27 protein-coding genes are annotated in these 24,352 nt (G+C 76.4%); 10 read left to right on the forward strand and 17 right to left on the reverse strand.

Features of this window, described 5'->3' with window-relative positions; translation table 11 throughout:
• Window positions 1-132 precede the first annotated feature (132 nt).
• Window positions 133-1,263 carry a PP2C family protein-serine/threonine phosphatase gene (locus tag ACI789_RS11200; RefSeq protein WP_457009222.1) on the reverse strand — a complete coding sequence of 377 codons (1,131 nt, stop codon included), beginning with the start codon at window positions 1,261-1,263 and terminating at the stop codon, window positions 133-135.
• 191 nt (window positions 1,264-1,454) lie between these two features.
• The gene (locus ACI789_RS11205; RefSeq protein WP_457008960.1) at window positions 1,455-1,691 is read right to left on the reverse strand and encodes a hypothetical protein; all 237 of its coding nucleotides are present in this window, start codon (window positions 1,689-1,691) and stop codon (window positions 1,455-1,457) included.
• Window positions 1,692-1,709: 18 nt separating this feature from the next.
• Here ACI789_RS11205 and ACI789_RS11210 point away from each other — a divergent pair, with 18 nt between their 5' ends.
• On the forward strand, window positions 1,710-2,363 hold the full coding sequence (locus ACI789_RS11210; protein WP_457008962.1) for a hypothetical protein: 654 nt from the start codon (window positions 1,710-1,712) through the stop codon (window positions 2,361-2,363).
• A gap of 64 nt (window positions 2,364-2,427) precedes the next feature.
• Window positions 2,428-2,703, forward strand: coding sequence for a hypothetical protein (locus ACI789_RS11215; RefSeq protein WP_457008964.1), 276 nt, complete (start codon window positions 2,428-2,430; stop codon window positions 2,701-2,703).
• Here ACI789_RS11215 and ACI789_RS11220 read toward each other — a convergent pair whose 3' ends face one another.
• The 4 genes from ACI789_RS11220 to ACI789_RS11235 are packed head-to-tail and all read right to left on the reverse strand — an operon-like array spanning window position 2,704 to window position 9,318.
• Window positions 2,704-3,258, reverse strand: coding sequence for a dihydrofolate reductase family protein (locus ACI789_RS11220; protein ID WP_457008967.1), 555 nt, complete (start codon window positions 3,256-3,258; stop codon window positions 2,704-2,706). It lies immediately after the preceding gene.
• A 37-nt stretch (window positions 3,259-3,295) separates the two neighbouring features.
• On the reverse strand, window positions 3,296-6,703 hold the full coding sequence (gene cydC / locus ACI789_RS11225) for a thiol reductant ABC exporter subunit CydC (protein ID WP_457008969.1): 3,408 nt from the start codon (window positions 6,701-6,703) through the stop codon (window positions 3,296-3,298).
• A gap of 8 nt (window positions 6,704-6,711) precedes the next feature.
• Window positions 6,712-7,725, reverse strand: coding sequence for a cytochrome d ubiquinol oxidase subunit II (gene cydB / locus ACI789_RS11230; protein ID WP_457008971.1), 1,014 nt, complete (start codon window positions 7,723-7,725; stop codon window positions 6,712-6,714).
• Between the two features lie 12 nt (window positions 7,726-7,737).
• Entirely contained in the window at window positions 7,738-9,318 is a 1,581-nt protein-coding gene (locus ACI789_RS11235) for a cytochrome ubiquinol oxidase subunit I (protein ID WP_457008973.1), read from the reverse strand.
• 115 nt (window positions 9,319-9,433) lie between these two features.
• Here ACI789_RS11235 and ACI789_RS11240 point away from each other — a divergent pair, with 115 nt between their 5' ends.
• The gene (locus tag ACI789_RS11240) at window positions 9,434-9,796 is read left to right on the forward strand and encodes a BlaI/MecI/CopY family transcriptional regulator (protein WP_457008975.1); all 363 of its coding nucleotides are present in this window, start codon (window positions 9,434-9,436) and stop codon (window positions 9,794-9,796) included.
• Between the two features lie 28 nt (window positions 9,797-9,824).
• The gene (locus ACI789_RS11245; RefSeq protein ID WP_457008977.1) at window positions 9,825-10,742 is read left to right on the forward strand and encodes a M56 family metallopeptidase; all 918 of its coding nucleotides are present in this window, start codon (window positions 9,825-9,827) and stop codon (window positions 10,740-10,742) included.
• Between the two features lie 97 nt (window positions 10,743-10,839).
• On the opposite strand, the gene ACI789_RS11250 is transcribed toward ACI789_RS11245, so the two are convergent.
• The 6 genes from ACI789_RS11250 to ACI789_RS11275 all read right to left on the reverse strand — a co-directional run bounded on the left by ACI789_RS11250 (window position 10,840) and on the right by ACI789_RS11275 (window position 15,642).
• A complete protein-coding gene (locus ACI789_RS11250; protein ID WP_457008979.1) occupies window positions 10,840-13,149 on the reverse strand; it encodes a heavy metal translocating P-type ATPase in 2,310 nt (769 codons plus the stop codon).
• Between the two features lie 11 nt (window positions 13,150-13,160).
• Window positions 13,161-14,069, reverse strand: a complete 909-nt coding sequence (locus tag ACI789_RS11255; RefSeq protein ID WP_457008981.1) for a hypothetical protein — start codon at window positions 14,067-14,069, stop codon at window positions 13,161-13,163.
• A gap of 7 nt (window positions 14,070-14,076) precedes the next feature.
• The gene (locus ACI789_RS11260) at window positions 14,077-14,283 is read right to left on the reverse strand and encodes a heavy-metal-associated domain-containing protein (protein WP_457008983.1); all 207 of its coding nucleotides are present in this window, start codon (window positions 14,281-14,283) and stop codon (window positions 14,077-14,079) included.
• Between the two features lie 26 nt (window positions 14,284-14,309).
• Window positions 14,310-14,603, reverse strand: a complete 294-nt coding sequence (locus tag ACI789_RS11265) for a metal-sensitive transcriptional regulator (RefSeq protein WP_456919238.1) — start codon at window positions 14,601-14,603, stop codon at window positions 14,310-14,312.
• A gap of 77 nt (window positions 14,604-14,680) precedes the next feature.
• A complete protein-coding gene (locus ACI789_RS11270; protein ID WP_457008985.1) occupies window positions 14,681-15,070 on the reverse strand; it encodes a helix-turn-helix domain-containing protein in 390 nt (129 codons plus the stop codon).
• A gap of 77 nt (window positions 15,071-15,147) precedes the next feature.
• The gene (locus tag ACI789_RS11275) at window positions 15,148-15,642 is read right to left on the reverse strand and encodes an Hsp20/alpha crystallin family protein (RefSeq protein WP_457008987.1); all 495 of its coding nucleotides are present in this window, start codon (window positions 15,640-15,642) and stop codon (window positions 15,148-15,150) included.
• Window positions 15,643-15,892: 250 nt separating this feature from the next.
• Between ACI789_RS11275 and ACI789_RS11280 the strand changes: the two genes are divergently transcribed.
• From ACI789_RS11280 to ACI789_RS11300, 5 genes are all read left to right on the forward strand, one after another.
• On the forward strand, window positions 15,893-16,243 hold the full coding sequence (locus tag ACI789_RS11280; protein ID WP_456919235.1) for an STAS domain-containing protein: 351 nt from the start codon (window positions 15,893-15,895) through the stop codon (window positions 16,241-16,243).
• Between the two features lie 50 nt (window positions 16,244-16,293).
• Entirely contained in the window at window positions 16,294-17,595 is a 1,302-nt protein-coding gene (locus tag ACI789_RS11285) for a YibE/F family protein (RefSeq protein ID WP_457008990.1), read from the forward strand.
• Window positions 17,592-18,218 (forward strand): class I SAM-dependent methyltransferase, encoded by a 627-nt coding sequence (locus ACI789_RS11290; protein WP_457008992.1) that lies wholly within the window; start codon window positions 17,592-17,594, stop codon window positions 18,216-18,218. The genes ACI789_RS11285 and ACI789_RS11290 overlap by 4 nt, the downstream gene beginning before the upstream one ends.
• Complete coding sequence (locus ACI789_RS11295; RefSeq protein ID WP_457008994.1) at window positions 18,215-18,541, forward strand: TraR/DksA family transcriptional regulator; 327 nt, start codon at window positions 18,215-18,217, stop codon at window positions 18,539-18,541. Before ACI789_RS11290 ends, ACI789_RS11295 begins: the two co-directional genes overlap by 4 nt.
• Window positions 18,542-18,603: 62 nt before the next feature.
• Window positions 18,604-18,984, forward strand: coding sequence for a nuclear transport factor 2 family protein (locus ACI789_RS11300; protein ID WP_457008996.1), 381 nt, complete (start codon window positions 18,604-18,606; stop codon window positions 18,982-18,984).
• 42 nt (window positions 18,985-19,026) lie between these two features.
• Here the strand turns inward: ACI789_RS11300 and ACI789_RS11305 are convergent, their stop codons facing one another.
• The 5 genes from ACI789_RS11305 to ACI789_RS11325 are packed head-to-tail and all read right to left on the reverse strand — an operon-like array spanning window position 19,027 to window position 23,896.
• Complete coding sequence (locus tag ACI789_RS11305; RefSeq protein WP_457008998.1) at window positions 19,027-19,962, reverse strand: glycosyltransferase family 2 protein; 936 nt, start codon at window positions 19,960-19,962, stop codon at window positions 19,027-19,029.
• A complete protein-coding gene (locus tag ACI789_RS11310) occupies window positions 19,959-20,810 on the reverse strand; it encodes a glycosyltransferase family 2 protein (RefSeq protein ID WP_457009000.1) in 852 nt (283 codons plus the stop codon). The genes ACI789_RS11305 and ACI789_RS11310 overlap by 4 nt, the downstream gene beginning before the upstream one ends.
• The gene (locus tag ACI789_RS11315) at window positions 20,807-21,871 is read right to left on the reverse strand and encodes a prenyltransferase (protein WP_457009002.1); all 1,065 of its coding nucleotides are present in this window, start codon (window positions 21,869-21,871) and stop codon (window positions 20,807-20,809) included. Before ACI789_RS11315 ends, ACI789_RS11310 begins: the two co-directional genes overlap by 4 nt.
• Before the next feature lie 22 nt (window positions 21,872-21,893).
• On the reverse strand, window positions 21,894-22,649 hold the full coding sequence (locus tag ACI789_RS11320) for a class I SAM-dependent methyltransferase (protein ID WP_457009004.1): 756 nt from the start codon (window positions 22,647-22,649) through the stop codon (window positions 21,894-21,896).
• Window positions 22,643-23,896, reverse strand: a complete 1,254-nt coding sequence (locus ACI789_RS11325) for a glycosyltransferase family 4 protein (protein WP_457009006.1) — start codon at window positions 23,894-23,896, stop codon at window positions 22,643-22,645. Before ACI789_RS11325 ends, ACI789_RS11320 begins: the two co-directional genes overlap by 7 nt.
• A gap of 88 nt (window positions 23,897-23,984) precedes the next feature.
• Here ACI789_RS11325 and ACI789_RS11330 point away from each other — a divergent pair, with 88 nt between their 5' ends.
• Complete coding sequence (locus ACI789_RS11330) at window positions 23,985-24,278, forward strand: Dabb family protein (protein ID WP_457009008.1); 294 nt, start codon at window positions 23,985-23,987, stop codon at window positions 24,276-24,278.
• The last annotated feature ends 74 nt before the right edge of the window (window positions 24,279-24,352 follow it).

Here is a 24,352-nt window from a genome sequence, read left to right on the forward strand (position 1 = left end):
CGGCGTCGCCGGACGGATGACCCAGACACGACGCCCGGCGACACCGGCGGGCGCGTGCAGTGTCGACCTCTCCCGGCCGGTGCGGAACGGCTCCGGACGGCGCCCGGTGTGGCGGTCGCCGTCCGTGAGCCGTCAGCGCTTCTCCGCCCCCCGCGGTGATGCCTCCGGGATGTCCGGAGCGAGCTCGTCGTCCCGCGGCGGGGCCTTCCACTCGACCAGCAGCAGCGAGGCGTCGTCGCTGGTGCGGCCGGCCCGGGCCGCCATGAGCGCGTGCGACAGCCGGCGCACGGTCTCCGCCGCCGCGAGCCGCTCCGCGGTGGTCTGCTCGATGAGCCGGCGCAGGCGGGCCTCGCCGAACTGTTCGCCGCCGTCCAGCCGCTCCTCCACGACGCCGTCGGTGAAGAACAGGACGCGGTCGCCCGGCTCCAGCTGCACCGAGGCGACCGACGGCGCCGCGCCGCCGAAGCCGATCGGCCGCGTCCGGGCGCCGGTCAGCTCGCCGATCACCCGGCTGTTCCGCACCCAGAGCGCGTCCGGGTGCCCGGCGTTGACCCAGCGCAGCTCGCCGGTCTCGGTGTCCAGCCGGCCGAGCTGTCCCGTGGCGAACCGGCCGGGGAACGACCGGGCGACGACCGCGTCCATCTCGGTGTAGAGCTCGGCGAGCCGGACGTCCCGGCGGCGGCCGTGCCGGTACGCGGCGAGGACCACGGTCGCCATGGTCGCCGCGTCCGCGCCGTGCCCCATGGCGTCGAAGACCCCCAGGTGCAGGACGTGCTCGTCGAAGGCGTAGTCGAAGCAGTCGCCGCCCACCTCGTAGGCCGGTTCGAGGATCCCCGCGAGGTCGACGTCCGGTGTGGTCATCGACAGCGGCGGGAGGGACTGCCACTGCAGCTGTGCCGCGAGGGTCATCGGCCGCGCGGTGCGCACGCGGGCGAACGTGTCGGTGTAGCTGTCCTTGGTGACGAGCAGGTCGGCGACCAGCCCGGCCACGCGGTGCGCGAGCTGCCGGTCGTGCTCGGCGACCGTCGCCAGGGTGAACGACAGCACCCCCACCCGGTCGGAGCCGTCGAGCATGGGCAGGTGGGGGCGCACGCTGCCGTCGGGCTGCAGCTGCTCGGTCCGGGTGTCGGTCGTGAAGGTCCTGCCTTCGGGGCTGTCGTCGATGGCGACCGGCTTTCCGGTCAGCCCGCGGCCGGGCACCGGCTGGAGCTGGAGCTGGTCGAAGTCCTGCAGGTGGATGCTGACGTCGGTGGCTCCGGCCATCCCCAGCTCCTGGGCCACCAGGGGGCCGGCCAGGCGCGGCGGGATCAGGTGGGCCCGGTCGAGCAGCGCGCCCAGGAGTCGTTCGCCCACGCTCTCGTCGGGGGTGGGGTCGCCCCTCGTGTCGTGGAAGCCCACGAGCGGCTCCGTGTGGTCGTCCGGCACTCCGTGTGCATGAGCGCCGGGTCAGGACCTCAAACCACAGGTCGGCGGCGCAGCACCCGGGCCAGCGCGTGCCGGCGTCCACCGGCGAGCTCCTCGGCCGGCACCGGCTCGGGGACGTCGGCCAGCGCCGCGTGCCGCTCGCGCAGCCGGGCCCGGATCTCCTCGGGGGTGTGCGCGCGGCGCTGGCGCTCGTTGCGGGCGAGCACCGCCCCGGTCGCCGCGACGCCGGCGAGCCCGGCCAGTCCGAGCAGCTTCCAGAGGCGCATGATCCGTAACGTAGCGCCGTGCCCGAGCTGAGCCTGGACGAGGCCGTCGAGCTGACCCGCACCGGCGACGTGTGGGTCTTCCGCGGTGCCTCCGTCGCCGATCGGGCCATCCGGGCGCTGACCAACGCGCCGGTCAACCACGTCGGCATGGCCGTGGTGCTCGAGGACCTGCCGCCGCTGCTGTGGCACGCCGAGCTCGGCCGCTCGCTGCCCGACGTCTGGACCGGGCAGCACCAGCGCGGCGTGCAGCTGCACGACCTGGCCGACGCCGTCCGCACCTGGCGGCACCGGTACGGCCAGCGGGTCTGGCTGCGGCAGCTGGTCGGCCCGGCCGACGACGGTGGCGTGACCGGCGAGATGGAGGACGCCGTCCTGCGCACCGTCGCCCGGCTCGACGGCAGGCCGTTCCCGACGACGCGCGGGCTGGTCGGCAGCTGGCTGGGCGGGCGGCTGCGCCGGCGGACGGCTGCCGAGACCGTCTACTGCGCCGAACTGGTGGCCGCGACCTACACCGCGATGGGGCTGCTGGACGGCCGCCGACCGCGCAACGCCTACGACCCGGGCAGCTTCTGGTCCGGCGACGACCTAGCGCTGCTGCAGGGGGCCCGACTGGGGTCGGAGATCCCTGTCGACGTGCCGTTCCCAGGTGGGACCGTCGTGTCTGACGGGTAAGGCAGAGACCACGGCCTCCCGATGTCGGACCAGGGCGCGGGGAGGCCAGCACAGGAGGGCCGCCATGAGCAGCGTCCACTGGGCCCGGCCGGACATCGCCGGAGACGTCGTCGCCATCGCTCTCGCCCCGGCCGCCGCGCCGCCGCGGGAGATCCGCATCCGTCCCGAGCTGTACGAGCGGATGCTCGCCCAGATGGCCGCGGACGACCGCGCCGCCGTGGCGGACACCCGCCGCCTGGGCCGGCCACCCGGCGTCCCGGTGGTCCTCGACGCGGGGCTGCCCCCGTTCCCCGGGTTCGAGGTGGTGCGGGCCCGGCCGGACCAGGCGGCCGCGGCGTAGTCACCGGCGCACCCGGTAGGTCGTCTGCACCATGCCGCCGGGGTACACCTCGGTGCGCTCGTGCTCGAGCGGGACGTCGGCCGGCAGCGCGCCGAACGGGGTGAGCCCCTCGCCGATGAGCACCGGCACCCGCGACAGGGTGAGGTCGGCGATCAGCCCGGCGGTCAGGAAGGTGTGCACCATCCGGCCGCCGTCCACGTACACCCGGCGGTACCCCGCCGCGGTCAGCGCGGCCACGGCGTCGTCGAAGGACCGGTGCACGGTGATGCGTGCGTCCGCCCCGGGCTCCAGCGTCGTGCTGACCACGTGCACCGGCTTGCCCTGGTAGGGCCACTCGTCGATCGGGGCGATCACCTCGTAGGTGCTCCGGCCCATCACCAGCGCGTCGATGCCGGCGACGAACGCGGAGAACCCGAAGTCGCCGCCGGCGCCGTCGTCCGGCGAGCCGCCGACCTCCCCGTCGCCGGTGAGCCACGCGAGGTCGCCGTCGCGGCGGGCGATGAACCCGTCGACGCTCATGCCGAGGAAGACCGAACCGGTGAAGGGCGCGTCCATGCGGCGCAGCCTGCCGGTCGGGTCCGACAGTTCCCGCTCAGCCCGCCAGCGCGGCCACCGGCGTCCCGAGCCGGACGACGGTGTCGCCGGGGCGCTCGACGGCGTCGTCGTGGGTCACGCAGACGACCACCCGGCCGGCGAGCGCGCGCCGCAGGTCGCCGACGAGGGCGGCGGCGGTCGGCGGGTCCAGGTGGGCGGTCGGCTCGTCGAGCAGCACGACGTCGCGGTCGGCGAGCAGCGCCCGCGCGGCGGCCAGCCGGCGTCGCTCACCGCCCGACAGCGCCGTCCCGCCGGCGCCGACGGGGGTGTCCAGGCCGTCGGGCAGGCCGGCCACCAGCCCGCCCAGCCCGGTCGCGGTCAGCGCCGCCCGCATGCGCGCCTCGCCGTCGGGACCGGTCAGGGCGCCGCGCGGCGCGGCCACCGCCAGGTTGGCCCGGATGCTGGAGGCGAACACGTGCGACTGCTGCGGCAGCTCCGCCATCCGCGACCGGAGGTCGTCCCCGGCGAGCCGGTCGGCCGGCACGTCCTGCACCACGTACCGGCCGTCGCGCGGGCGCAGCGCCGCCATGAGCACGGCCAGGAAGGTCGACTTGCCCGCTCCGGAGGGCCCGCGCACCACCAGCCAGCCGCCGTCGGCGTCCGCCGCGGTGGTCAGGCCCCGCAGCACGTCGGGGCCGCCCGGCCAGCCCGCGGTCAGGTCCGTGGTGGCCACGCGCCGGACCGGCGCCGGCGCCGGCAGTGGGTCGTCCGGGTCGGCCGGCACCGGCGCGGTGAGCACGGCCTCGAGGCGGCCGCGGGCGTCGGTGAGGGCGCCGCGCCGCCGCAGCGCGCCGACCAGGCCGCTGAGCGGCTCGGCGAGCGCCAGCGGCGCGAGGGCGACGGCCGCGAGGACCGGGCCGGTTCCCCCGGCGGCGGCGGCCACGGCCGCGGCGGTGACCGCGGCCAGCCCGGTACCGAGCACCACCACGCCCTCGCCGAGCGCGCCCGCGCGGGCGCCGGTGCCGGCGGCGGAGGACCGGCGGCCGGCCAGGGCGGCGAGGTCGGCGGCGGTCCGGTCGGCGAGGCCGTGCGCGCGCAGGTCCGGCGCTCCCTCCAGCACGGTCGTGGTGTCCCGCAGGGCGGCCACGCGCAGCGCCCCCTCCGCCCGCGCGGCGCCGGCGTCCACCCGCCGGTGCGCGACGACGACGAGGGCGACGGTGGCCAGCAGCACCAGGCCGGCCGCGCCCGCCGCGGCGGGCGAGACCAGGGCCAGGGCGCCGACGGTGCCGGCGGTCACCGTCCCGGCGACCAGCGCCGGCGGGACGACGCGCACCGACAGGTCCTGCACCAGCGCGACGTCGCCGACCACCCGGGCCAGCGCCGAGCCGGGCGTCCGGTCGGCGGCGATCCCCTGCGCGGCGAGGGCCCGCCACACCCGCACCCGCAGGTCCGCGGCCGTGCGCAGTGCGGCGTCGTGGGCGGTCATCCGCTCCACCCAGCGTAGGCCGGCGCGGCCGAGGCCGAAGGCGCGCACCCCGACGATCGCGACCAGCAGGGTCAGCACCGGCGGCATCTCCGCGGCCCGCACGATCAGCCAGCCGGAGACCGCGGTGAGCGCCACGCCGGCACCCGCCGACGCGGTGCCCGCGGCCACGGCCCGCAGCAGCGCCCTCCGCGGTCGGCGGGGCACGCCCACCGCGGAGGCCGGCGCGGCCACGGTGGGTACGGCCGCGGTCGATCCGGTCACGGTCGGCGCGGCGGTGTGTGCACGTGCGGTCGTCCCGGCCGGGGCCGGTGCGGCGGTGTGTGCACGTGTCGCGGAGGAGCAGGGAGCAGGCCCCGGCAGGTCGATCGTCCGGTCGGCGAGGGCGGCCAGCGCGGGGTCGTGGGTGACCAGCAGGACGGTGACCGTGCCGCGCAGGCCGGCGAGCACCGCGGCCACCGTCGCGGCCGCCGCGTCGTCCAGGTGCGCGGTGGGCTCGTCGAGGAGCAGCAGCCGCGCGCCGCGCCGGACCCGCACCAGCGCGCGGGCCAGCGCCACCCGCTGCAGCTCGCCGGGGGAGAGGGTGGTGCACCGCCGCCCGGCCAGGGCGCTCGCGCCCACCCGCTCCAGCGCCTCGACGACGAACGCCTCGCCGACCACCTCGTCCACGCCCGGGTCGGAGGCCGCGTGCCGGCGCAGCTCGTCGGCGACGGTCTCCCCGGTGGTCCGGGGGTGCTGGGGAACGGAGGCGACCCCGGCGTGCGGCACCCCGGTCACGGTGCCCTCGACGACCGCCGCCGGGTCGGTCAGCCCGGCCAGGACGGCGAGCAGCGTCGACTTGCCCGACCCGCTGGCCCCGCGCACGGCGACCAACTCGCCGGCGCGGACGGCGAGGTCCACCGGCGGGAGGGCGGGCACGGCGCGGCCGGGGAAGCGGACGGTCAGCCCGGTGACCGTGACGTCGGCGCCCCACGGGTCGTCGCCGTCCGGCGTCGTCGCGGGCGGGGCGGCGGACGGCGCGGCGAGCACGGCCCGCGCCTCGGCGGCGGCCAGGGCGGCGTCCTCGTTGGCGTGGTGCGCGGCCCCCAGGGCGCGCAGCGGGGCGAAGGCCTCGGGCGCCAGCAGCAGCGCGGTCAGGCCGGCGGCCAGCGCGACCTCGCCGTGCACGAGCCGCAGGCCCACGGTGACCGCGACCAGGGCGACCGACAGCGTGGCCAGCAGCTCGAGCACCAGCGAGGAGAGGAACGCCAGCCGGAGCGTGGCCAGGGTGCGGCGGCGCGAGGCCTCGCCCAGCTCGGCCAGGGCGGCGGCCTGCTCGGCGGCCCGGCCCAGGCCCACCAGCACCGGCAGTCCGCGCACCAGCTCGGCCACGTGCGCGGCGATCCGGTCCAGCGCGCGGGCGGCGGCGGTGGTGCCGTCCCGGGTGGTCAGGCCGACCAGCACCATGAACACCGGCACCAGCGGCAGGGTGACCGCGACGAGCGCGGCCGAGAGCAGGTCGGTCCCGGCGAGAACGGTCAGCAGCACCGGCGGGACGACGAGGGTCCGGGCGAGGGCCGGCAGGTACGTGGTGAGCCCCGGGCCGAGGTCGGCCAGCCGCGTGGTCGCCAGCACCGCCGCGGGACCGGGACCGCCCGCCGCGGCGACCGCGGCCGGGGAGCCGGCCAGCCGCGCCAGCAGCCGCGCACGCAGCCGGTCCTCGGCGCGGCGGGCGTCGCGGTCGGCCAGCAGGTCGCCGAGGGACCCGGCGACCGCCCGGAGCGCGGCGCCCGCGGCGGCGGCTACCAGCGGGCCGGTCAGCGGCCCGTCGGCCAGCCCGGCGGCGCGGGCCACCGCGTGCGCCAGCCCGGCGGCGAGCAGCACCAGGCCGGCGACCTGGACCAGCGCCGCGGCCGCCTGCCGGGCCAGCGCCCCGGGCAGCCCCGGGACCCCGGCCAGCGGCGCCAGCGGCCCCCGCTCCCGTCGAGGGGCAGAAATGGCCATCTCTGCCCTCATGCGTGCGCGGGGACGTCGGCGTGCACCGGCTCGGCGGTCAGCCGCTTGCGGAACACCCAGTAGGTCCACGCCTGGTAGGCGAGCACCACGGGCAGGCCGATCCCGGCGGCCCAGGTCATCACGGTGAGCGTGTAGTCGCTGACCGAGGCGTCGGCGACGGTCACGTCGAAGGCCGCGTCGACGGTCGACGGGACCACCACCGGGTAGGCCGCCCCGAACAGCGTCGCGGCAGCGGCGACCAGCACGGTGCCCCAGGCGGCGAACGCCTGCCCCTCGCGGCCGACCCGGATCCGCGCCCAGGCGACGACGACCGCCAGCGCGGCGACCAGCCACAGCACCGCGGTGGCCGGGGTCCCGTACCGCAGGTGCACCAGCCCCGCCCAGGCCAGCAGCGGCAGCGCGGCGACCGGCGTCCACCGGGTGGCGAACCGGCGGGCGGCGGCGCGCACCGGGCCGTCGGTCTTCAGCGCCAGGAACACCGCGCCGTGCACCAGGGAGAAGGCCAGGACGGCGACCGCGCCGAGCAGCGCCGACCAGCCCAGGCCGGCGAAGGCGCCACCGACCCGGTTGCCGTCGGCGTCGATCGGCAGGCCCAGCGTGGTCGCACCCAGGGCGGCGCCGATGCCCAGGGCGGCGATCAGCGAGCCGGCGGTGATGACGTGGGTCCACGTCGTGTCCCACGCCGCGGTGGAGTGGGAGTGCCGCCACTCGAAGGCCACGGCCCGGATGATCAGGCCGAACAGAACCAGCACGAACGGCAGGTACAGCGCCGGCAGCCAGGTCGCGTACCAGCCGGGGAAGGCGGCGAACACCGCGCCGACGGCGGTGATCAGCCAGACCTCGTTGCCGTCCCAGAGCGGGCCGATCGTGCGCAGCATCAGGTGCCGGTCGGCGGGGCGGCGGCCGAGCACCGGCAGCAGCGCGGCGACGCCGAAGTCGAAGCCCTCGAGCAGCAGGAAGCCGGTCCAGAGCACGGCGACGGCGGCGAACCAGAGGGTCTGCAGGTCCATGGGAGGTGCTCCTCAGTACGCGAAGGAGAGGACGTCGTCGTCGGTGCCGGCGCGGGTGCCGTCGCGGCCGCCCGGCAGGTCGTCGTCCGGCGTCCCCTCGTGGGTGTGCCCGGGGGTGGGGGCGGCGTCGCCGGTGGTGACCCCGCGGCGGACGAAGCGGCCGATCAGCCACAGCTCGACGACGGCCAGCGCGCCGTAGACGAGGGTGAGCACGGACAGCGACGTCCAGACCTCGGCGGCGGTGATGCCGGGGGAGACCGCCTGGGCGGTGAAGAACCACACCTGCTCGTCGACGGGCACGTCGGGGTTGGGGTAGACGACGAAGGGCTGGCGGCCCATCTCGGTGAAGATCCAGCCGGTCGCGTTGGCCACGAACGGCGCGCCCACCGCGAGCAGCGAGCCGTAGACGCCGATCCGCGACGTCGGCACCCGGCCCCGCCGCGTCGCCCACAGCGCGTAGGCGGCGACCCCGGCCGAGACCGCGCCCATGCCCACCATGAGCCGGAAGCTCCAGTAGGTGACCGCCAGCAGCGGGGTGTAGTCGACCTCCGCGCCGGCCAGGTCGCCGAACCGCGACGGGTCGTCGGGGTAGGTCGCCCCGTAGACCTCGGCGTAGCGATCCTGCAGCTCGTTGACACCCGGGACGGCGGTGGAGAAGTCGCTGTGCGCGAGGAAGGACAGCAGCCCGGGCACGGTGATCGAGTGGACGTCGTCGCACTCGTTGGAGCCGAGCTTGCCCCAGGCGAGGATCGAGAAGGACGCCGGCGCCTCGGTCTCGCACAGCGCCTCGGCCGAGCTCATCTTCAGCGGCTGCTGCTCGTACATGAGCTTGCCCTGCCAGTCGCCGGTGAGCGCGACCAGCACGAACGCGGCGAGTGACACCCAGCCGCCGAGCCGCACCGAGCGGCGCCACACCATGCCGTCGTCCCGCCCGCCCGAGACGTCCGTCGTCGGCTGCCCGGCGAGCTCGCGGCGGCGCAGGTGCCACAGCCCGACGCCGACCAGCAGGGCGCCGGCGACCATGAGCGCGGCGACGATCGCGTGGCTGAAGGCGGCCAGCGCGGTGTTGTTGGTCAGGACGGCGAGGAAGTCGACCTGCCGCGGCCGGCCGTCCTCGGTGACCACGACACCGACCGGGTGCTGCATCCAGGAGTTGGCCGCGATGATGAAGTACGCGCTGACGATCGAGCCGATCACCGCGGCCCACAGCGCGGCCAGGTGCAGCTTCTTCGGGATGCGCCCCCAGCCGAAGATCCACAGGCCGAGGAACGTCGACTCGAGGAAGAACGCGAGCAGCGCCTCGAGCGCCAGCAACGACCCGAAGACGTCGCCGACGAAGCGGCTGTACTCGCTCCAGGCCAGGCCGAACTGGAACTCCTGCACCAGCCCGGTGGCCACGCCGAGCACGAAGTTGATCAGGTAGATGCGGCCCCAGAAGCGGGTCATCCGCAGCCACTCGGGCTTGCCGGTGCGCACCCAGAGGGTGTGCATCACCGCGACCAGGATCCCCAGGCCGATGGTCAGCGGGACCATCAGGAAGTGGTAGACGGTCGTGATCCCGAACTGCCAGCGCGCCACGTCCAGGACGTCCACGGCCGCTCCTTCCCCGGACGACGTACGATCGGTCGAGTTCTTTCTACGCCGAGTAGAAGACACTTTTCTACGACACGTAGAAAGTGCGTGTGTGATCCGCAGGACAGGAGGACCCGTGGCGTCGTTGGGTGAGCTGGAGCGCACCGTCATGGACCGGCTGTGGTCGGCCGACGGTCCGGTCTCGGCGACCGAGCTGCGCGACGGCCTGGCCGACCGCGGGCTGGCGCTGACCACCGTGCACACCGTGCTGACCCGGCTGCAGCAGAAGGGGCTCGTCGAGCACGACGACGCCCGGCCCCGCCGCTTCCGCGCGCGGGCGACCCGCGAGGAGCACGCCGCCGAGCTGATGCACGAGGTGCTCGGCTCGGCCGGGGACCGGCAGGCGGTGCTGGCCCGCTTCGTCGGCGGGGTCGACCCCGACGAGGCCCGCCTGCTGCGCGAGCTGCTGGCCGCCGCGGGTCCGGACGCCGACCGCTGACCGCCTGAGCGCACAGCCCCCCGACACGGTGCTCCCCGCGACCGCGGCCGCCCTCGCGGTGCTGGCCGCGCTGCTGGCGTGGCCGGTCCCCGCGCTGCTGGCCCGTGCCCGCTGGCCGCGGCGCGACCCGCTCGTGGCGCTGGTCTGCTGGCAGGCGATCGGGCTGGCCGGCGGCCTGTCCATGATCGGGGCGCTGCTGGTGCACGGCCTGGCGCCGTGGGGCCACTCGCTGCCCGAAGCGGCCTGGTCGGTGCTCACCGGCTCGCCCGCGGGGGAGCCCGTCCGCGGCGACCACTGGGTCACCCTGACGCTGGCCGGCGTGCTCGCCTCGGAGCTGCTCGGGGTGCTGCTGCTCTCCTGGGTGCGCACCGCCCGCGCCCGCCGCCGGCACCGGGCGCTGCTGGAGCTGGTCGTGCAGCCGCACGCGCTCCCCGACGCCCGGCTGCTCGAACACCCCGCGCCGGTGGCCTTCTGCATCCCGGGGGCCCGGCCGCTGCTGGTGCTCTCCTCCGGGATGGTCGCCGAGCTCGACGACGACCAGCTCGCCGCCGTCGTCGCCCACGAGCGGGCGCACCTGCGCGAGCACCACCACCTCTACCTGCTGCCGTTCCTCGCCTGGGCGGCGGCGCTGCCGGTGCTGCCCGCGGCCGCGCGCGCCTCCGCCGCGGTGCGCACGCTCGTGGAGATGCGGGCCGACGACGTCGCCCTCGGCTCGCTGACCGGCGCCGCGCCGCGCCGCACGCTGGCCCGGGCGATCGTCGCGGCGGCCGGCGCGACCGTGCCGAGCGGAGCCCTCGCCGTGGCCGGGGGAGCGGTGCGCGAGCGGGTGGTCCGGCTGATCGAGCCGCCGGCCCCGCTGCCGGGCTGGGCGCGGTGGTCGGCGCTGCTGGCCGCCGGGCTGCTCCTGCTGCTCCCGACCGCGCTGCTGCTCCTCCCCGCGCTCTGACCGAGCCGGCGTCGGGCAGGAGTGCACCGGCGGAGGCTCGTGCTCTGCGTACCCGGGGCACGCAGAGCACGAGCCTCCGCGGGAGGACCCGGTCCGGTCAGCCGGTGGTGGAGACCTCGGTGCTCCGGTCGGCGCGGACCGGCGTCCGGCCGCCGTGCGGCCCGGAGGACCGCGGTGTCGCCGCGAACCGGCGCAGCCGCAGGCTGTTGGTGACCACGAACACCGAGCTCAACGCCATCGCCGCGCCGGCGATCATCGGGTTGAGCAGGCCCGCCGCGGCCAGCGGCAGGGCGGCCACGTTGTAGGCGAACGCCCAGAACAGGTTGCCCTTGATCGTGGCCAGCGTGCGGCGGGCGAGCCGGATGGCGTCGGCGGCCGCGCGCAGGTCACCGCGCACCAGGGTGAGGTCCGAGGCCTGGATCGCCACGTCGGTGCCGGTGCCCATCGCCAGCCCGAGGTCGGCCTGCGCCAGGGCGGCGGCGTCGTTCACGCCGTCGCCGACCATGGCCACGACCCGGCCCTCGGCCTGCAGGCGGCGGACGACGGCCACCTTGTCCTGCGGCAGCACCTCGGCGACGACCTCGTCGATGCCGACCTCGGCCGCGACCGCCCGGGCCACCGCCGCGTTGTCACCGGTCAGCAGGATCGGCCGCAGGCCCAGCTCGCGCAGCCGGCGGACGGCCTCGGCCGAGGTCTCCTTGACCGCGTCGGCGACGACGAGCAGCCCGCAGGCCACGCCGTCCGTCGCGACGATGACCGCCGTCGCGCCGCCGGCCTCGGCCGCCGCCTGCGCCGCGGCGAGGTCCGCCGGCACGGGCACGGAGCGGTCCGCCAGCAGGCGGGGGCGCCCCACCAGCACCGCGGCACCGTCGACCACGCCGCGCACGCCCAGCCCCTCGACGTTGGCGAACCCCTCGACCGGCAGCAGTGGGCCGGTGCGCTCGGCGGCCGCCGCGGCGACGGCCCGGGCGATCGGGTGCTCGGACGCGGCCTCGAGCGCGCCGGCGAGAGCCAGCACGCGGTCGGCGTCCACCCCGTCGGCGGGGACGACGTCGCGCAGGGTCATCCGTCCGGTGGTGACGGTGCCGGTCTTGTCCAGGACGACGGTGTCGACGGCGCGGGTGGACTCGAGCACCTCGGGGCCCTTGATGAGGATGCCCAGCTGCGCCCCGCGGCCGGTGCCCACCATGAGCGCGGTGGGCGTGGCCAACCCCAGCGCGCAGGGGCAGGCGATGATCAGCACCGCGACGGCCGCGGTGAACGCGGCGGCCAGCCCGGCGCCGGCGCCGATCCAGAACCCGAGGGTCGCCACCGCCAGGGCCAGCACGATCGGCACGAACACCCCGGACACCCGGTCGGCCAGGCGCTGCACCTCGGCCTTGCCGTTCTGCGCCTCCTCGACCAGCCGGGCCATCTGCGCCAGCTGGGTCTCGGCGCCGATGCGGGTGGCCCGCACCACCAGCCGGCCGCCGGCGTTGACGGTGGCGCCCACGACGGCGTCGCCGGGGCCCACCTCCACCGGCACGGACTCGCCGGTCAGCATCGAGGCGTCGACCGCGGAGGCCCCCTCGGTCACCTCGCCGTCCGTGGCGATCTTCTCCCCGGGCCGGACGACGAACTCATCGCCCACGGCCAGCTGGTCCACCGGCACCCGGCGCTCGACGCCTCCGCGCAGCACCGAGACCTCCTTGGCGCCCAGCTCGAGCAGCGCCCGCAGCGCGGCCCCGGCCCGCCGCTTGGACCGCGCCTCGGCGTAGCGCCCGGCGAGCAGGAAGGTGGTCACCCCGGCGGCGGCCTCGAGGTAGATGTTCGCGCCGCCGTCGCCGCGGGCCACGGTCAGCTCGAACGGGTGGGTCATCCCGGGCTCGCCGGCGCTGCCCAGGAACAGCGCGTAGAGCGACCAGAGGAACGCCGCACCGGTGCCCAGCGAGACGAGGGTGTCCATGGTCGCGGCGCCGTGGCGCAGGTTGGTCCAGGCGGCGCGGTGGAACGGCAGCCCACCCCAGACCACCACGGGGGCGGCCAGGGTGAGCGAGAGCCACTGCCAGTACTCGAACTGCAGCGCCGGGACCATCGCCATGGCCACCACCGGCACGGTGAGCAGCGTGGAGACCGCGAGACGGCGGCGGAGCGGGCCGACCCCGTCCTCCTCGGCGACCTCGACCGGAGCGGCCGGGGGCTGGGGGAGCGTCGCCGTGTAGCCGGTCTTCTCCACGGTGGCGACGAGGTCCTCGGGTGTGACGTCCTCGCCGTAGGTGACCCGCGCCTTCTCGGTGGCGTAGTTGACCGTCGCGGTCACGCCGTCGAGCTTGTTCAGCTTCTTCTCGATGCGGGCGGCGCACGAGGCACAGGTCATGCCGCCGATCGCGAGCTCGATCTCGCCGGCGGGCGCGTGCGTGGTGCTCATCAGGGATCTCCTCAGTCGCCGTGCCCGTGCGGGGCGGGCTCGGCGGGGGCCGCGCCGCTGGGGCCGACCCGGACGGTGAAGGCGGCGGTGTGCACGGCGTCGCCGTGCCGGAAGTCGAGGAACAGCCGGTAGGTGCCCGCGGACGGCGCCGTCGTGGCGAACCCGACGTGCGGGCCGGGAGCCGGGGTGGTGCCGTCGTCGGGCTCGACCGGGTGCACGTGCAGGTAGGCCAGGTCGCCGTCGCGCAGCGCGACCAGGTGGCCGTAGGCGCCCAGGTAGGGCTGCAGGTCGGTGACCGGCCGGCCGTCCCGGCTGACGCTGAGGGTCAGCTCGGACTCCTGGCCGGCCCGCGGCTCCCCGGTCAGGACGACGGTGTAGCCGTCGACGTCGGTGACCGCGGCCGGCTCGGGCAGCGCGGTCGGGGCGTAGTCGCCGGCCACCTCGACGTCGGCGCCGAGGACGAGGTCCTCGCCCAGCGCCGTCGGGGTGGTGTCGGCGAACACCCGCCAGCTGCCGGGGGTCAGGGTCAGCGGCGCCCGCCACGTCCCGTCGGCGTCGCGCTCGGGGTGCACGTGCTGGTACCCGCTGAGGTCGCGCCGGACGGCGACCAGGTGCAGGTCCTCCTCGTGCTCCTCGGTGAAGTCGAGCACCGGGGCGCCGTCCGGTCCGAGGACGCGGAAGGCGAGGGTCGTCGTCCCCGCGGGCGGCTGGGCGTCCAGCACGTCGAGGGTGTACCCGGAGCCGGCCACGGCGAGCCCGCCGGCGGCCTCGTCGGCCGCCGGGGTGGCGGGGGACGCCGGCGTCGCGGTGTGCGGCACCGGGGCGCCGATCGGGCCCACCGCGGCGCCGACACCGACGGCCGCGGCGAAGACGGCACCGAGGCCGACGGCGACGACGGCCAGCTTGGCGAGCGTGTCCACGGGCTCGTCAGCCGGCGATCTCGTAGCCGGCCTCCTCGACGGCGGCGCGGACCGCGCCCTCGTCGACCGGCTCGGTGGTGGTGACGGTCAGGCCGCCGCTGGCCAGGTCGACGTCGACCGTAGTGACGCCCGGGACGGCGGAGACCTCCTCGGTGACGGCGGTGACGCAGTGGTTGCAGGTCATGCCGACGACGGTGTAGGTGGCGGTGCTCATGGGGGTGTCCTCGCAGGGGGGTGGGTTCAGGAGCGGACGAGGCGGGCGATCGCCTCGGAGGCCTCGCGGACCTTCTCGTCGGCCTCGCGGCCGCCGGCCTGGGCGGCCTGGACGACGCAGTGCGACATGTGTTCCTCGAGCAGGCCGAGAGCGACCGACTGCAGCGCCTTCGTCATGGCCGAGACCTGCGTGAGGATGTCGATGCAGTACTTCTCGTCCTCGACCATGCGCTGCAGCCCGCGGGCCTGGCCCTCGATGCGGCGCAGCCGCTTGAGGTAGTCGTCCTTGCGGTGGATGTAGCCGTGCGGCGCGCTGTCCACGCTGTTCCTCCAGGCGGCTCGGGAGCTCTCGCCGAGGAACTATACCCCCCTAGGGTTCCCTGTGCGGGTGGCGCCGCTCACGCCCCCGGATCGGCGCCGTCGCCGTCGCCGTCGCGGGCGCGCAGCCGGTCGACGGTCTGCTGCAGCCGCTCGCTGTCGGCCCGGGCGTCGGCCAACTCGTCCTGCAGGCCGAGGATGACCTCGGCGGAGGCGAGGGTGTGGCCCTCGTCGAGCAGGCCGCGCAGGCGGGCGGCCAGGCCGAGCTGGTGCCGGGAGTAGCGCCGGTGCCCGCCGGGGGAGCGGTGCGGCTGGAGCACCCCGGAGGCGTCGAGGCTGCGCAGGAAGGCCGCCTGCACACCGAGCAGCGCGGCGGCCTGGCTCATGGTCAGCGCGGGGAAGTCCGGGTCGTCGAGGCGCCGCAGCGCGTCGTCCCCCGGCGTCCCGCCCGCTCGCCCGGCGTCGGCCATGGCAGGTCCTCCTGGTCCGGGATGTGCGCAGGGGCCGGGTCCGTGCGGACCCGGCCCCTGCCGGCGCGAGCCGACGGTCAGCTCTCGACGGCCTTCTGCTCGGACGCCTCGTGCTCGATGGTGCGCCCCTCGACGGAGGTCGGCGTGTCGGCCCGGGTCACGGTGATCTTGCGGGCCCGCGCCTTCTCGGCGACCGGGATGCTGAGGGTCAGGACGCCGTCGTGGTAGCTGGCCTCGAGCCGGTCGGTGTCCAGGCTCCGGCCCAGCACCAGCTGGCGGGTGTAGCTGCCGTAGGGCCGCTCGGCCACCGCCCACTCGGCGTTCTCCAGCTGCGGCACCGACCGCTCGGCGGTCACCGTGAGGGTGTTGCCCTCGACCGACAGGTCGATCGAGCCGGGGTCGACGCCGGGCAGGTCGAAGTGGGCGACGAAGTTGTCGCCGACCCGGTAGGCGTCCATCGGCATGCCCGACAGCGGGCGGGCGGTCGAGCCCGTCCGGCCGGTCAGCTGGTCCAGCGCGCGGAAGGCGGCGTTGGTGGCGGCGAACGGGTCGTAGGCGGTCAGCATCGCCATGGCTGTGCAACCTCCTGTGTCGTACTGGCGGGTTCGCTGCCCGAGGTGAACCTCAAGTGGCGACTAGAGATTACCTCCGACATGCACTCGTGTAAACCTGTTGTGGGGGAAATTTGTTCCCGCCGCACGGCGGCGGCCGGAGCCGCGCGTGAACACCGGCCGTGCGGGGCAGTGCCCCGGTGTGGACGACACGACCGACCCCCGAGCGCAGGGGCACCAGGAGCGCGGAGGCGACGAGGCGGGTGCGGAGGTGAGCACCGCACTGGACGGCGACGTCGCCACGGTCACCGTGACCGGAGAGCTGACCGAGGGCGCGCGGCGACCGCTGGTCCGCACCATGACCGACCTGCTGCTGGCCGAGGCGGCGCTGCGCCGCGTGCGCCTGGACACCCGCGGGGTCACCTACCTCAACTCCGCCGGCATGGCGGTGCTCGTGCAACTGCAGAAGCTCGGCCGGCCACGCGGGGTGGACCTGGTGCTCGTGGCGCCGCCGACGGCGGTGGCCCGTCCGCTGCAGCTGTCCGGGCTGTGGCTGCGCTTCCCCGTGGAGGACGACGGCACCGCCGAGGGCGCCGTCGCGGAGGGCGGCTCGGCCACCTGACGCCCGGGTGCCGTGGGCGGGCCTCCGGCGGCGACTCCTAGCCTGGCCGGGTGCCGCCCAGCCATGCCCATGACCACGGGGCCCACAGCCACGGTCCCGACCCGGACGCGCCACCGCCCACCCCGGAGGTCCTGACCCGCCGGCGCCGGGCCGTGTGGCTGATGCTGCTGCTCCTCGTGCCGGTCGGACTGGCCACCGTCATCGGCCTGGTCGCGCTGTGGCCCTCCGGCGAGCCGACCCGCGCCCAGCAGGCGGCCGAGCTGTACCTGCCGCCCGGGACCACCTATCCGCAGGCCCGCGTCTCCTCCGTCGAGCCGGTCGACTGCTCGCTGCCCGGCGGGGGGAACCAGCCGGCCCAGCAGCTGACCTGCGCCACCCTCGTCGTCGAGGTGCTCGACGGCGACGGGGCCGGGGAGTTCGTGCAGGTCGACGTCCCCGCCGAGGTGTACGCCGCCGGGATCGAGGAGGGCGACGGCATCGTCCTGACCCGGGACGCCGCGGCCGAGGGCGGTGCGCAGTACACGTTCTTCGACTACGACCGCGACGTGCCCATCGTCGTCCTCACGCTGGCCTTCGCCGTCGTGGTCGTGGCCGTGGCCCGGCTGCGCGGGCTGGCCGCGCTGGTCGGGCTGGCGTTCGCCTTCTTCGTGCTGCTGGAGTTCGTCCTCCCGGGCCTGCTGTCCGACCAGTCGCCGACGCTGACCAGCCTGGTGGGCTCGGCGGCGATCATGTTCGTCGTCCTGTACCTCGCGCACGGTTTCTCCGCCCGGACGACGACCGCGCTGGTCGGCACGCTCTTCGGCCTCGCCCTGGTGGCGGTGCTGGGCTCGGTCGCGGTGGAGACCGCGAAGCTGACCGGGCTGACCAGCGAGGAGACCACCACGCTGCTGCAGTACGACCCCACGCTGGACTTCTCGGGGCTGGTCCTCGCCGGCGTGGTCGTCGCCGGGCTCGGCGTGCTCAACGACGTCACGATCACCCAGGCCTCGGCGCTCTGGCAGCTGCACGAGGTCGACCCGGAGATGAGCTGGCGGCAGCTCTACCGCCGCGGCATGGCGGTCGGCCGCGACCACATCGCCTCCACCGTCTACACGATCGTGTTCGCCTACGCCGGTGCCTCGCTGCCGCTGCTCATGCTCTTCGAGCTCTACGCGCAGCCGTGGGACGTCGTCCTGACCAGCTCCGCGCTGGCAGAGGAGGTGATCCGCACGCTGGTCGGCTCGATCGCGCTCGTGCTCGCGGTCCCGGTGACGACGGCGGCCGGCGCGTTCTTCGCCAAGGCGGCCGGCACCGAGGCGGGCGCGGCGACCGAGCGGCGGATCACCGCCCTGCGCGCCCGGTTCGCCCGATGAGCGCGGTGTCGGAGCTGTTGACCGCCGCCCGCGCCGCGCCCGGGTTCATGCCCGACGACGAGGGGACGGCGCTGTACGAGGCCGCCCGCGCCGTCGCCGTCCCCGGCCCGCTGCTGGAGATCGGCAGCTGGATGGGGAAGTCGGCGCTCTACCTGGCCGCCGCCGCGCGGGAGACCGGCCGGCAGGTGGTCACCGTCGACCACCACCGCGGCTCGGAGGAGCACCAGCCGGGCTGGGAGTACCACGACCCGTCGCTGGTCGACCCGGCCGTCGGGCGCGTCGACACCCTGCCGCGGTTCCGGCGGACGATCGCCGACGCCGGTGCCGAGGACGTCGTGGTCGCCGTCGTCGCCCGCTCGGAGACCCTGGCCGCGCTGTGGTCGACCCCGCTGGCCCTGCTGTTCCTCGACGGCAGCCACACCGAGGAGTCCGCCCGCCGCGACCAGGACGCGTGGGTGGCCAAGCTCGCCGTCGGCGGCACCCTGGCCATCCACGACGTCTTTCCCGACCCGGCCGACGGTGGCCAGGCCCCCTACGGCGTCTACCGCCGGGTGCTGGCCTCCGGGGAGTTCACCGAGCTGCCGGGCACCGGCTCGCTGCGGCTGCTGCGGCGCACGTGGTGAGCGATCCACTGGCCGCCGAGCGGGCCGCCGTGCTGGCCCAGATCGCCGCGCTGACCGGGGAGTTCGACGCGGTCGTCGCGGCGTCGCAGGCGTCCAACGCCGACGACGAGCACGACCCGGAGGGCGCGACGATCGCGTTCGAGCGGCAGCAGGTGGCCGCGCTGCTGGCCGCGGCGCGGCGGCGGCTGGCCGACGTCGACGCCGCCCTGGCCCGCCGGGACGCCGGGACCTACGGCGTCTGCGAGCGCTGCGGGCGGCCGATCGCACCCGAGCGGCTGGCCGCCCGCCCGGCTGCGCGCACCTGCATCGACTGCGCCCGCTGAACCCTCCCGCGCCGGCGGCCCCGGTGGGATCGTGGCGCCACGGGGCCGTGGGAGGAGGGGCGATGAAAGACCAGGTCCTGGACCGCACCACGGAGGAGACGCTCGCCGTGGTGCAGCGCCTGCTCGACGGGTTCGGCCGGGGGGACGTCGACGCGATCATGGCCGAGATGTCCGACGACGTCCTCTTCGAGTCGACCGAGCCGCCCGACGGGGGCCGCTACCGCGGTCAGGCCGAGGTGCGCCGCGTGTGGGAGCAGCTGTTCGCCACGCCCGGTGCCCGCTTCGCGACCGAGGCGGTCCTGCCGCACGGGGACCGGGCCGTGGCGCTGTGGCGCTACGCGTGGGGCACCGACGAGGCCACGGCCGGGCACGTGCGCGGCGTGGACGTGATGACCGTCCGGGGCGGCAAGGTCGTGGAGAAGCTCTCCTACGTCAAGGGCTGAGCGCGGCGACCGGGGCCCGGCCGCTGTCAGCGCGGCCCGGCCTCAGCTCACGTAGCGGCGGGCGGTGGAGGTCCGCTGCGCGTGTTCGAGCGCGGCGAAGCGGGCCTCGGCGTGGGCGGGCAGCACTCGGCGCTCGCGCAGCACCCAGGGCAGGCCGCGCACCGCGTCGAGGACTCCAAGCACGCTGAGCCCGTCCCGCGGGACGGTGCGCAGCAGGTGAGCGGTGCGGCGCAGCGCCGGGCGCAGCGGGCGGCGCAGCCACGTCGTCCAGAGGGTGTTGCGGATGCCGTCGCGGCGGCGCTTGTGCGGGTCCCGGGCGGTGCTGGCCTGGTGGTGCACGGTCAGCTCGGGCAGGTAGCACAGCTCCCAGCCGGCCGCGGCCAGGTCGCCGGCCATGAGCTCCTCCTCACCGCCCAGCCACAGCCGCTCGGAGAACCCGCCGACCTCGTCGAACGCCTCCCGCCGCAGCACCGAGGCCCCGGCCAGGAAGGAGCCCAGCGCCGGGCCGGGCAGCCAGCCGGCGCCGCGCACGGGGGAGTCGCGCAGCTCGGGGACGATCGGGTCCTCCCGGCCGCCGGGCTCGACGAGGATCCGCGCGGTCACCACGGCCAGCCGCGGGTGGGCGTCGAGCACGTCGGCGGCGGCACGCAGCGAGCCCGGCTCCCACCACGTGTCGTCGTCGCAGAAGGCCACGTAGGGGGTGTCGACCCGGGCCACGCCGACGTTGCGGCCGACCGCGCCGAGGTTCTCCGGGCTGGCGACCAGCTCGACCGCGGGGAACCGCTCGGCGACCGCCGCCGCCGTCCCGTCGGTGGAGCCGTTGTCCACCACGATGACGTGCGGCTGCTCGGGCAGGGCGGTCAGCCGCTCCAGGGCCAGCAGCACCTCGTCGCGGCGCTGATGGGTGATCACGACGACGGCGACCCGCGGGTCCGGGCCGGTGTCGGTCGTCGACGGCGCGGCCTGGGTCGCCGTCATCGGGCGCCCGCCAGCACGCGGAGGTCGGCACGGACGGCCGCCGGGACCGGCCGGCGCTGGCGCAGGGCGGCGGGGACGTCGGGCAGCGCGCGCACCAGCCCCCGCCGCTCGGGCCCGCCGGCGCGCACCGCGCGACCCACCACCCGGGCGAGCTCGGGTGCCGGCTGGCGCATCACGGCGGTCAGGACCCGGCTCCGCCAGATCGCCGCCCGTCGCTGCTCGGGGGCGTGCCGCCGCGTCGACGGGTGGTGGTGCACGACCACCGAGTCGACGTAGGCCATGCCCCAGCCGGCCGCCGCGAGGTCGAGGGCCAGGCGCTCCTCCTCGCCGGGGAACCGGACCACCGGGTCGAAGCCGCCGACCGCCAGGAACGCCTCCCTGCGCACCATCGCCGCGCACGCGACGAAGCCCAGCAGCGCCGGGCCGGGGAGGTCCGCAGGTGTGCCCAGGGGGCTCTCGGCCATCTCGGTGCACACCGGGTCGAGCCGCTCCTCCGGGCCGACGAGGATGCGCGCGTTGAGCACCGCAAGCCGCGGGTGGGCGCGCATGACCGCCGCTGCGCGGGCCAGGTCGCCGGGCGCCCACCACGAGTCGTCGTCGGCGAAGGCCACGAACGGGGTGGTCGCCTGCTGCACGCCGACGGTCCGGGCGTAGGAGCCCACGTTGCGTTCCATCGGCAGCACGGTGACCTCGGGCAGGGCCGCGCGCACGGCCGCCACCGTGCCGTCGGTCGAGGCGTTGTCCACCAGGACGACGGGGGCCTCGTGGCGGGGGAGGGTGGCGAGGAGGTCCTCGCGCCGGTCGCGGCTCATGACGACGACGGTCACGTCGGGGTCGGGGGAGGTCACGCCCTCCCTCTGCCCGCGCCGTCCGGCAGCCAATCGGCGGTCTCCTGTGATCCGCCCGTCCCGGCGGCCGGCAGCGCCGCCGGGTCGAGGAACAGCCCGGACGCGGGGCTGGCTCCGGAGAGCGCGTCCGCGGCGAGCACCACCGCGGCCGCCGTCCACGTGGTGCGCTCGACCGGCCAGCGGGCGTCGTCGGGGTAGACGAAGCCGGTCCAGTAGGAGCCGTCGTCGTGCCGCAGGTGCTGCATGGCCGCGACCTGCTCCAGGGCGGCGTCGGGCTGACCCGCGGCGGCGAGGGCCAGCGCCAGCTCGCAGGTCTCCGCGCCGGTCACCCACGGGCGGTCGGCCACGCACCGGGCGCCGAGCCCGGGGACGACGAACCGGTCCCAGTCGGCGGCCAGCCGCTCGGTGGCCGCCGCCCCGGAGACCGCGCCGGTCAGCACCGGGTAGTACCAGTCCATCGAGTAGCGCGAGCGGTCGGCGAAGGCCTCCGGCCGGGTGCGGAGGGCGGCGCCGAGGTCGTCGGCGGCCAGCTCCCAGTCCGGCTGGGGCTGCCCGGTCAGGGCGGCCAGCGCCACGCCGCAGCGCAGGGACTGGAACAGGCTGGCGCCGCCGGTGAGCAGGGCGGTGTCGTCGGGCGTGCCGTCGGGGCGCAGCGCCCAGCTGACCGCGCCGCCGGGCAGCTGCATGCGGGTGACCAGGTCCAGCCCCCGCCGCACGACCGGCCACAGCCCGGCGACCAGCTCCTCGTCGCCGCTGCACAGCCAGCTGTGCCACAGCCCGACGGCCAGGTAGCCGGCGTGGTTGCTCTCCGCCGCGGGCAGCGTCTCGACGCCGGCGCGGTACTCCGCCGCCCAGGACCCGTCCGGCCGCTGCCGCGCGGCCAGCCAGCGGTACGCGGCGCGGGCGCGGCCGTGGGCGCCGCCGACGTCGAGCGCCATCGCGGCCTCGACGGAGTCCCAGGGGTCCAGCTGCCCGCCGCGGAACCAGGGCAGCGCGCCGTCGCCGTCCTGCTCGGCGGCGATCGACGCCACCGTCGCGCGCACCTGCCCCCCGCTGAGCACCCCCGGCAGCTCGGGCAGCAGCTCAGACAGCGGTCCGCTCCCGCTCCGGCTCGACCTCCGGCAGCGCGACCCCCGGCTTGTCGGCGTAGACGACCAGGCTCTTGCCGAGCACCGGGTCCAGCAGCCGCTCGGCGGTCCGGGTCAGCCACGGGCGGTGGGTGAGGTCCCAGACGAGCAGCCGGTGGTAGGCGCGGACGGCGGCCGGGTCGCGCTCCACGCCGACGGCGCACTTGAGCCACCAGAACGGCGCGTGCAGCGCGTGCGCGTGGTGCTGCTGGCCCGGCACCAGGCCCGCCGCGGCGAGCCGGGTGCGCAGGACGTCCCCGCGGTAGATGCGGACGTGCCCGCCCTCGTTGGCGTGGTAGGCGTCCGACAGCGCCCAGCAGATGCGCTCGGGGCCATACCGGGGCACCGTGACCGCCACCCGGCCGCCCGGTCGGAGCACGCGGGCGATCTCGGCCAGCGCGGTCGTGTCGTCGGGGATGTGCTCGAGCACCTCGGCGGCGATGACCCGGTCGACGCTCGCGTCGGGCACCGGCAGGGCGCGCAGGTCGCCGCGCACCACCTCGTAGCGGGCCCCCGCCGGCGCTTCGCCGGCCGCCGCGATCGCGCCCAGCCAGCGCTTCGTCGTCGTCACCTCGGGGACGCCCCAGTCGACCGCCACCACCCGCGCGCCCCGCCGGTAGGCCTCGAAGGCGTGCCGGCCCTCGCCGCAGCCCAGGTCGAGCACGGTCATCCCCGGCCGCACGTCGAGCCGGTCGTAGTCGACGGTCAGCACGGTGTTCCCTTCCGATGGAGCACCCGCGCGTACCACTCCGCCGTCCGCTCGGCCGTGGACCGCCACGTGTACGAGGCCAGCACCCGGCGGCGGCCGGCCCGGCCCAGCTGCTCGCCGAGGGACGGCGAGTCGAGGACCAGCTGCAGGGCGGCGGTGAGCTCCTCGACGTCCCCCGCGGGCACCCGCAGCCCGGCCTTGCTGCCCACGACCTCCGGCAGCGCGCCGGCGTCGGTGGTCACCAGCGGCGTGCCGCAGGCCATGGCCTCGATCGCCGGCAGCGAGAAGCCCTCGTACAGCGACGGGATGGCGACCACGGCCGCGCGCTGCAGCAGCGCGACGAGGTCGGCCTCGGGCAGGGGGCCGGTGAAGCGGACGGCGTCCCGCAGCGCGAGCCGGTCCAGCGCCGCCTCGGCCGGCCCGCCGGGCCGCGCGGAGCCGACCACGGTCAGCTGCACCGGGCGCTCGGTGCGCAGCTTGGCCACCGCCTCCAGCAGGTGGACCAGGCCCTTCAGCGGGACGTCGGCGCTCGTGGTGACGACGATCGAGTCGCGGTCGCGCGGGCGGCCGGGCGGGGGAGGGGTGAAGACGGCGGGGTCGATGCCCACCGGGATGACCTCCACCCCGGTCGCGGGGACGCCGAGGTGGGTCTCGATGTCGCGCCGGGAGCTCTCCGACACCGTGGTGACCGCGTCCAGCCGCGGTGCCACGCGGGCCTGCATGCCGGTGAAGGCGTACCAGCGGCGCAGCGTCAGCCGGCGACGCGCGGTCGGCGCGGCGGCGAGCTCCAGGTCGCGGTCGATGGCCACCGGGTGGTGCACGGTGGCCACCGTCGGCACCCCCGCGCGGACCAGGCGCAGCAGGCCCAGGCCCAGGCTCTGGTTGTCGTGGACGACGTCGAACTCGGACGCGCGGGGGAGGAGCAGCGTGGCCGCGCGCAGGCTGAAGGTCAGCGGCTCGGGGAAGCCCGCGGTGCACATCAGCGCCCACTCGGCCAGGTCGACCCAATCGCGGAACTCGCCCGGCCGCGGCGTGCGGAACGGGTCGGGCTCGCGGTAGAGGTCGAGGCTGGGCACCCGGGTCAGCGGCACGCCGCCGTCGAGCTCGGGATAGGGCTGGCCGCTGAAGACGGTGACGTCGTGGCCGAGCTCGGTGAGCTCTCGGGACAGGGCGCGGACGTAGACGCCCTGGCCGCCGCTGTGCGGCTTGCTCCGGTAGGACAGCAGTGCGATGCGCAGCGACCGTCCCATGGTCGGCGACTCTATCCGGCGTCCGTCACCGTCCAGTTCCGCAAGCCCGGGCTGCGGAGCACGGCGCCGGGCTGACAGGGTGACCGTCATGCTGCGCCACGTCGTGCTCTTCACCTGGTCTGACGACGCCGACGAGGCGCGTCGGGCGGCCACGCTCGCCGCCCTCCGCCGGCTGCCCGAGGACGTCGGCGGGATGACCTCCTTCGCCGTCGGGGCGGACGCCGGGCTGCGCGAGGGCAACGCGCACACCGCGCTGGTCGCCGACTTCCCCGACGCCGAGGCCTGGCGGCGCTACGCCGAGCACCCGGTGCACCTGCAGGTGATCGCCGAGCACGTCGCGCCGTACCTGGCCTCGCGGACCGCCGCCCAGTACGAGGTCTGACCGCCGGCCCGGGCCGGCGCCCTGCCGCGGACGACCTCGAGCCGCCCGGCCGGTCGCACCGGCACGGCCTGCCG

It is taken from the genome of Geodermatophilus sp. SYSU D00965 (assembly GCF_054050075.1).

Excerpts from the sequence above, each read along its gene's own strand:
- ACI789_RS11200 (WP_457009222.1), bottom strand. The coding sequence starts at position 1,263 with ATGGCCGGAGCCACCGACGTCAGCATCCACCTGCAGGACTTCGACCAG.
- ACI789_RS11205 (WP_457008960.1), bottom strand. The coding sequence starts at position 1,691 with ATGCGCCTCTGGAAGCTGCTCGGACTGGCCGGGCTCGCCGGCGTCGCG.
- ACI789_RS11215 (WP_457008964.1), top strand. The coding sequence starts at position 2,428 with ATGAGCAGCGTCCACTGGGCCCGGCCGGACATCGCCGGAGACGTCGTC.
- ACI789_RS11220 (WP_457008967.1), bottom strand. The coding sequence starts at position 3,258 with ATGGACGCGCCCTTCACCGGTTCGGTCTTCCTCGGCATGAGCGTCGAC.
- cydC (WP_457008969.1), bottom strand. The coding sequence starts at position 6,703 with ATGGCCATTTCTGCCCCTCGACGGGAGCGGGGGCCGCTGGCGCCGCTG.
- cydB (WP_457008971.1), bottom strand. The coding sequence starts at position 7,725 with ATGGACCTGCAGACCCTCTGGTTCGCCGCCGTCGCCGTGCTCTGGACC.
- ACI789_RS11250 (WP_457008979.1), bottom strand. The coding sequence starts at position 13,149 with ATGAGCACCACGCACGCGCCCGCCGGCGAGATCGAGCTCGCGATCGGC.
- ACI789_RS11260 (WP_457008983.1), bottom strand. The coding sequence starts at position 14,283 with ATGAGCACCGCCACCTACACCGTCGTCGGCATGACCTGCAACCACTGC.
- ACI789_RS11270 (WP_457008985.1), bottom strand. The coding sequence starts at position 15,070 with ATGGCCGACGCCGGGCGAGCGGGCGGGACGCCGGGGGACGACGCGCTG.
- ACI789_RS11275 (WP_457008987.1), bottom strand. The coding sequence starts at position 15,642 with ATGGCGATGCTGACCGCCTACGACCCGTTCGCCGCCACCAACGCCGCC.
- ACI789_RS11290 (WP_457008992.1), top strand. The coding sequence starts at position 17,592 with ATGAGCGCGGTGTCGGAGCTGTTGACCGCCGCCCGCGCCGCGCCCGGG.
- ACI789_RS11300 (WP_457008996.1), top strand. The coding sequence starts at position 18,604 with ATGAAAGACCAGGTCCTGGACCGCACCACGGAGGAGACGCTCGCCGTG.
- ACI789_RS11305 (WP_457008998.1), bottom strand. The coding sequence starts at position 19,962 with ATGACGGCGACCCAGGCCGCGCCGTCGACGACCGACACCGGCCCGGAC.
- ACI789_RS11325 (WP_457009006.1), bottom strand. The coding sequence starts at position 23,896 with ATGGGACGGTCGCTGCGCATCGCACTGCTGTCCTACCGGAGCAAGCCG.
- ACI789_RS11330 (WP_457009008.1), top strand. The coding sequence starts at position 23,985 with ATGCTGCGCCACGTCGTGCTCTTCACCTGGTCTGACGACGCCGACGAG.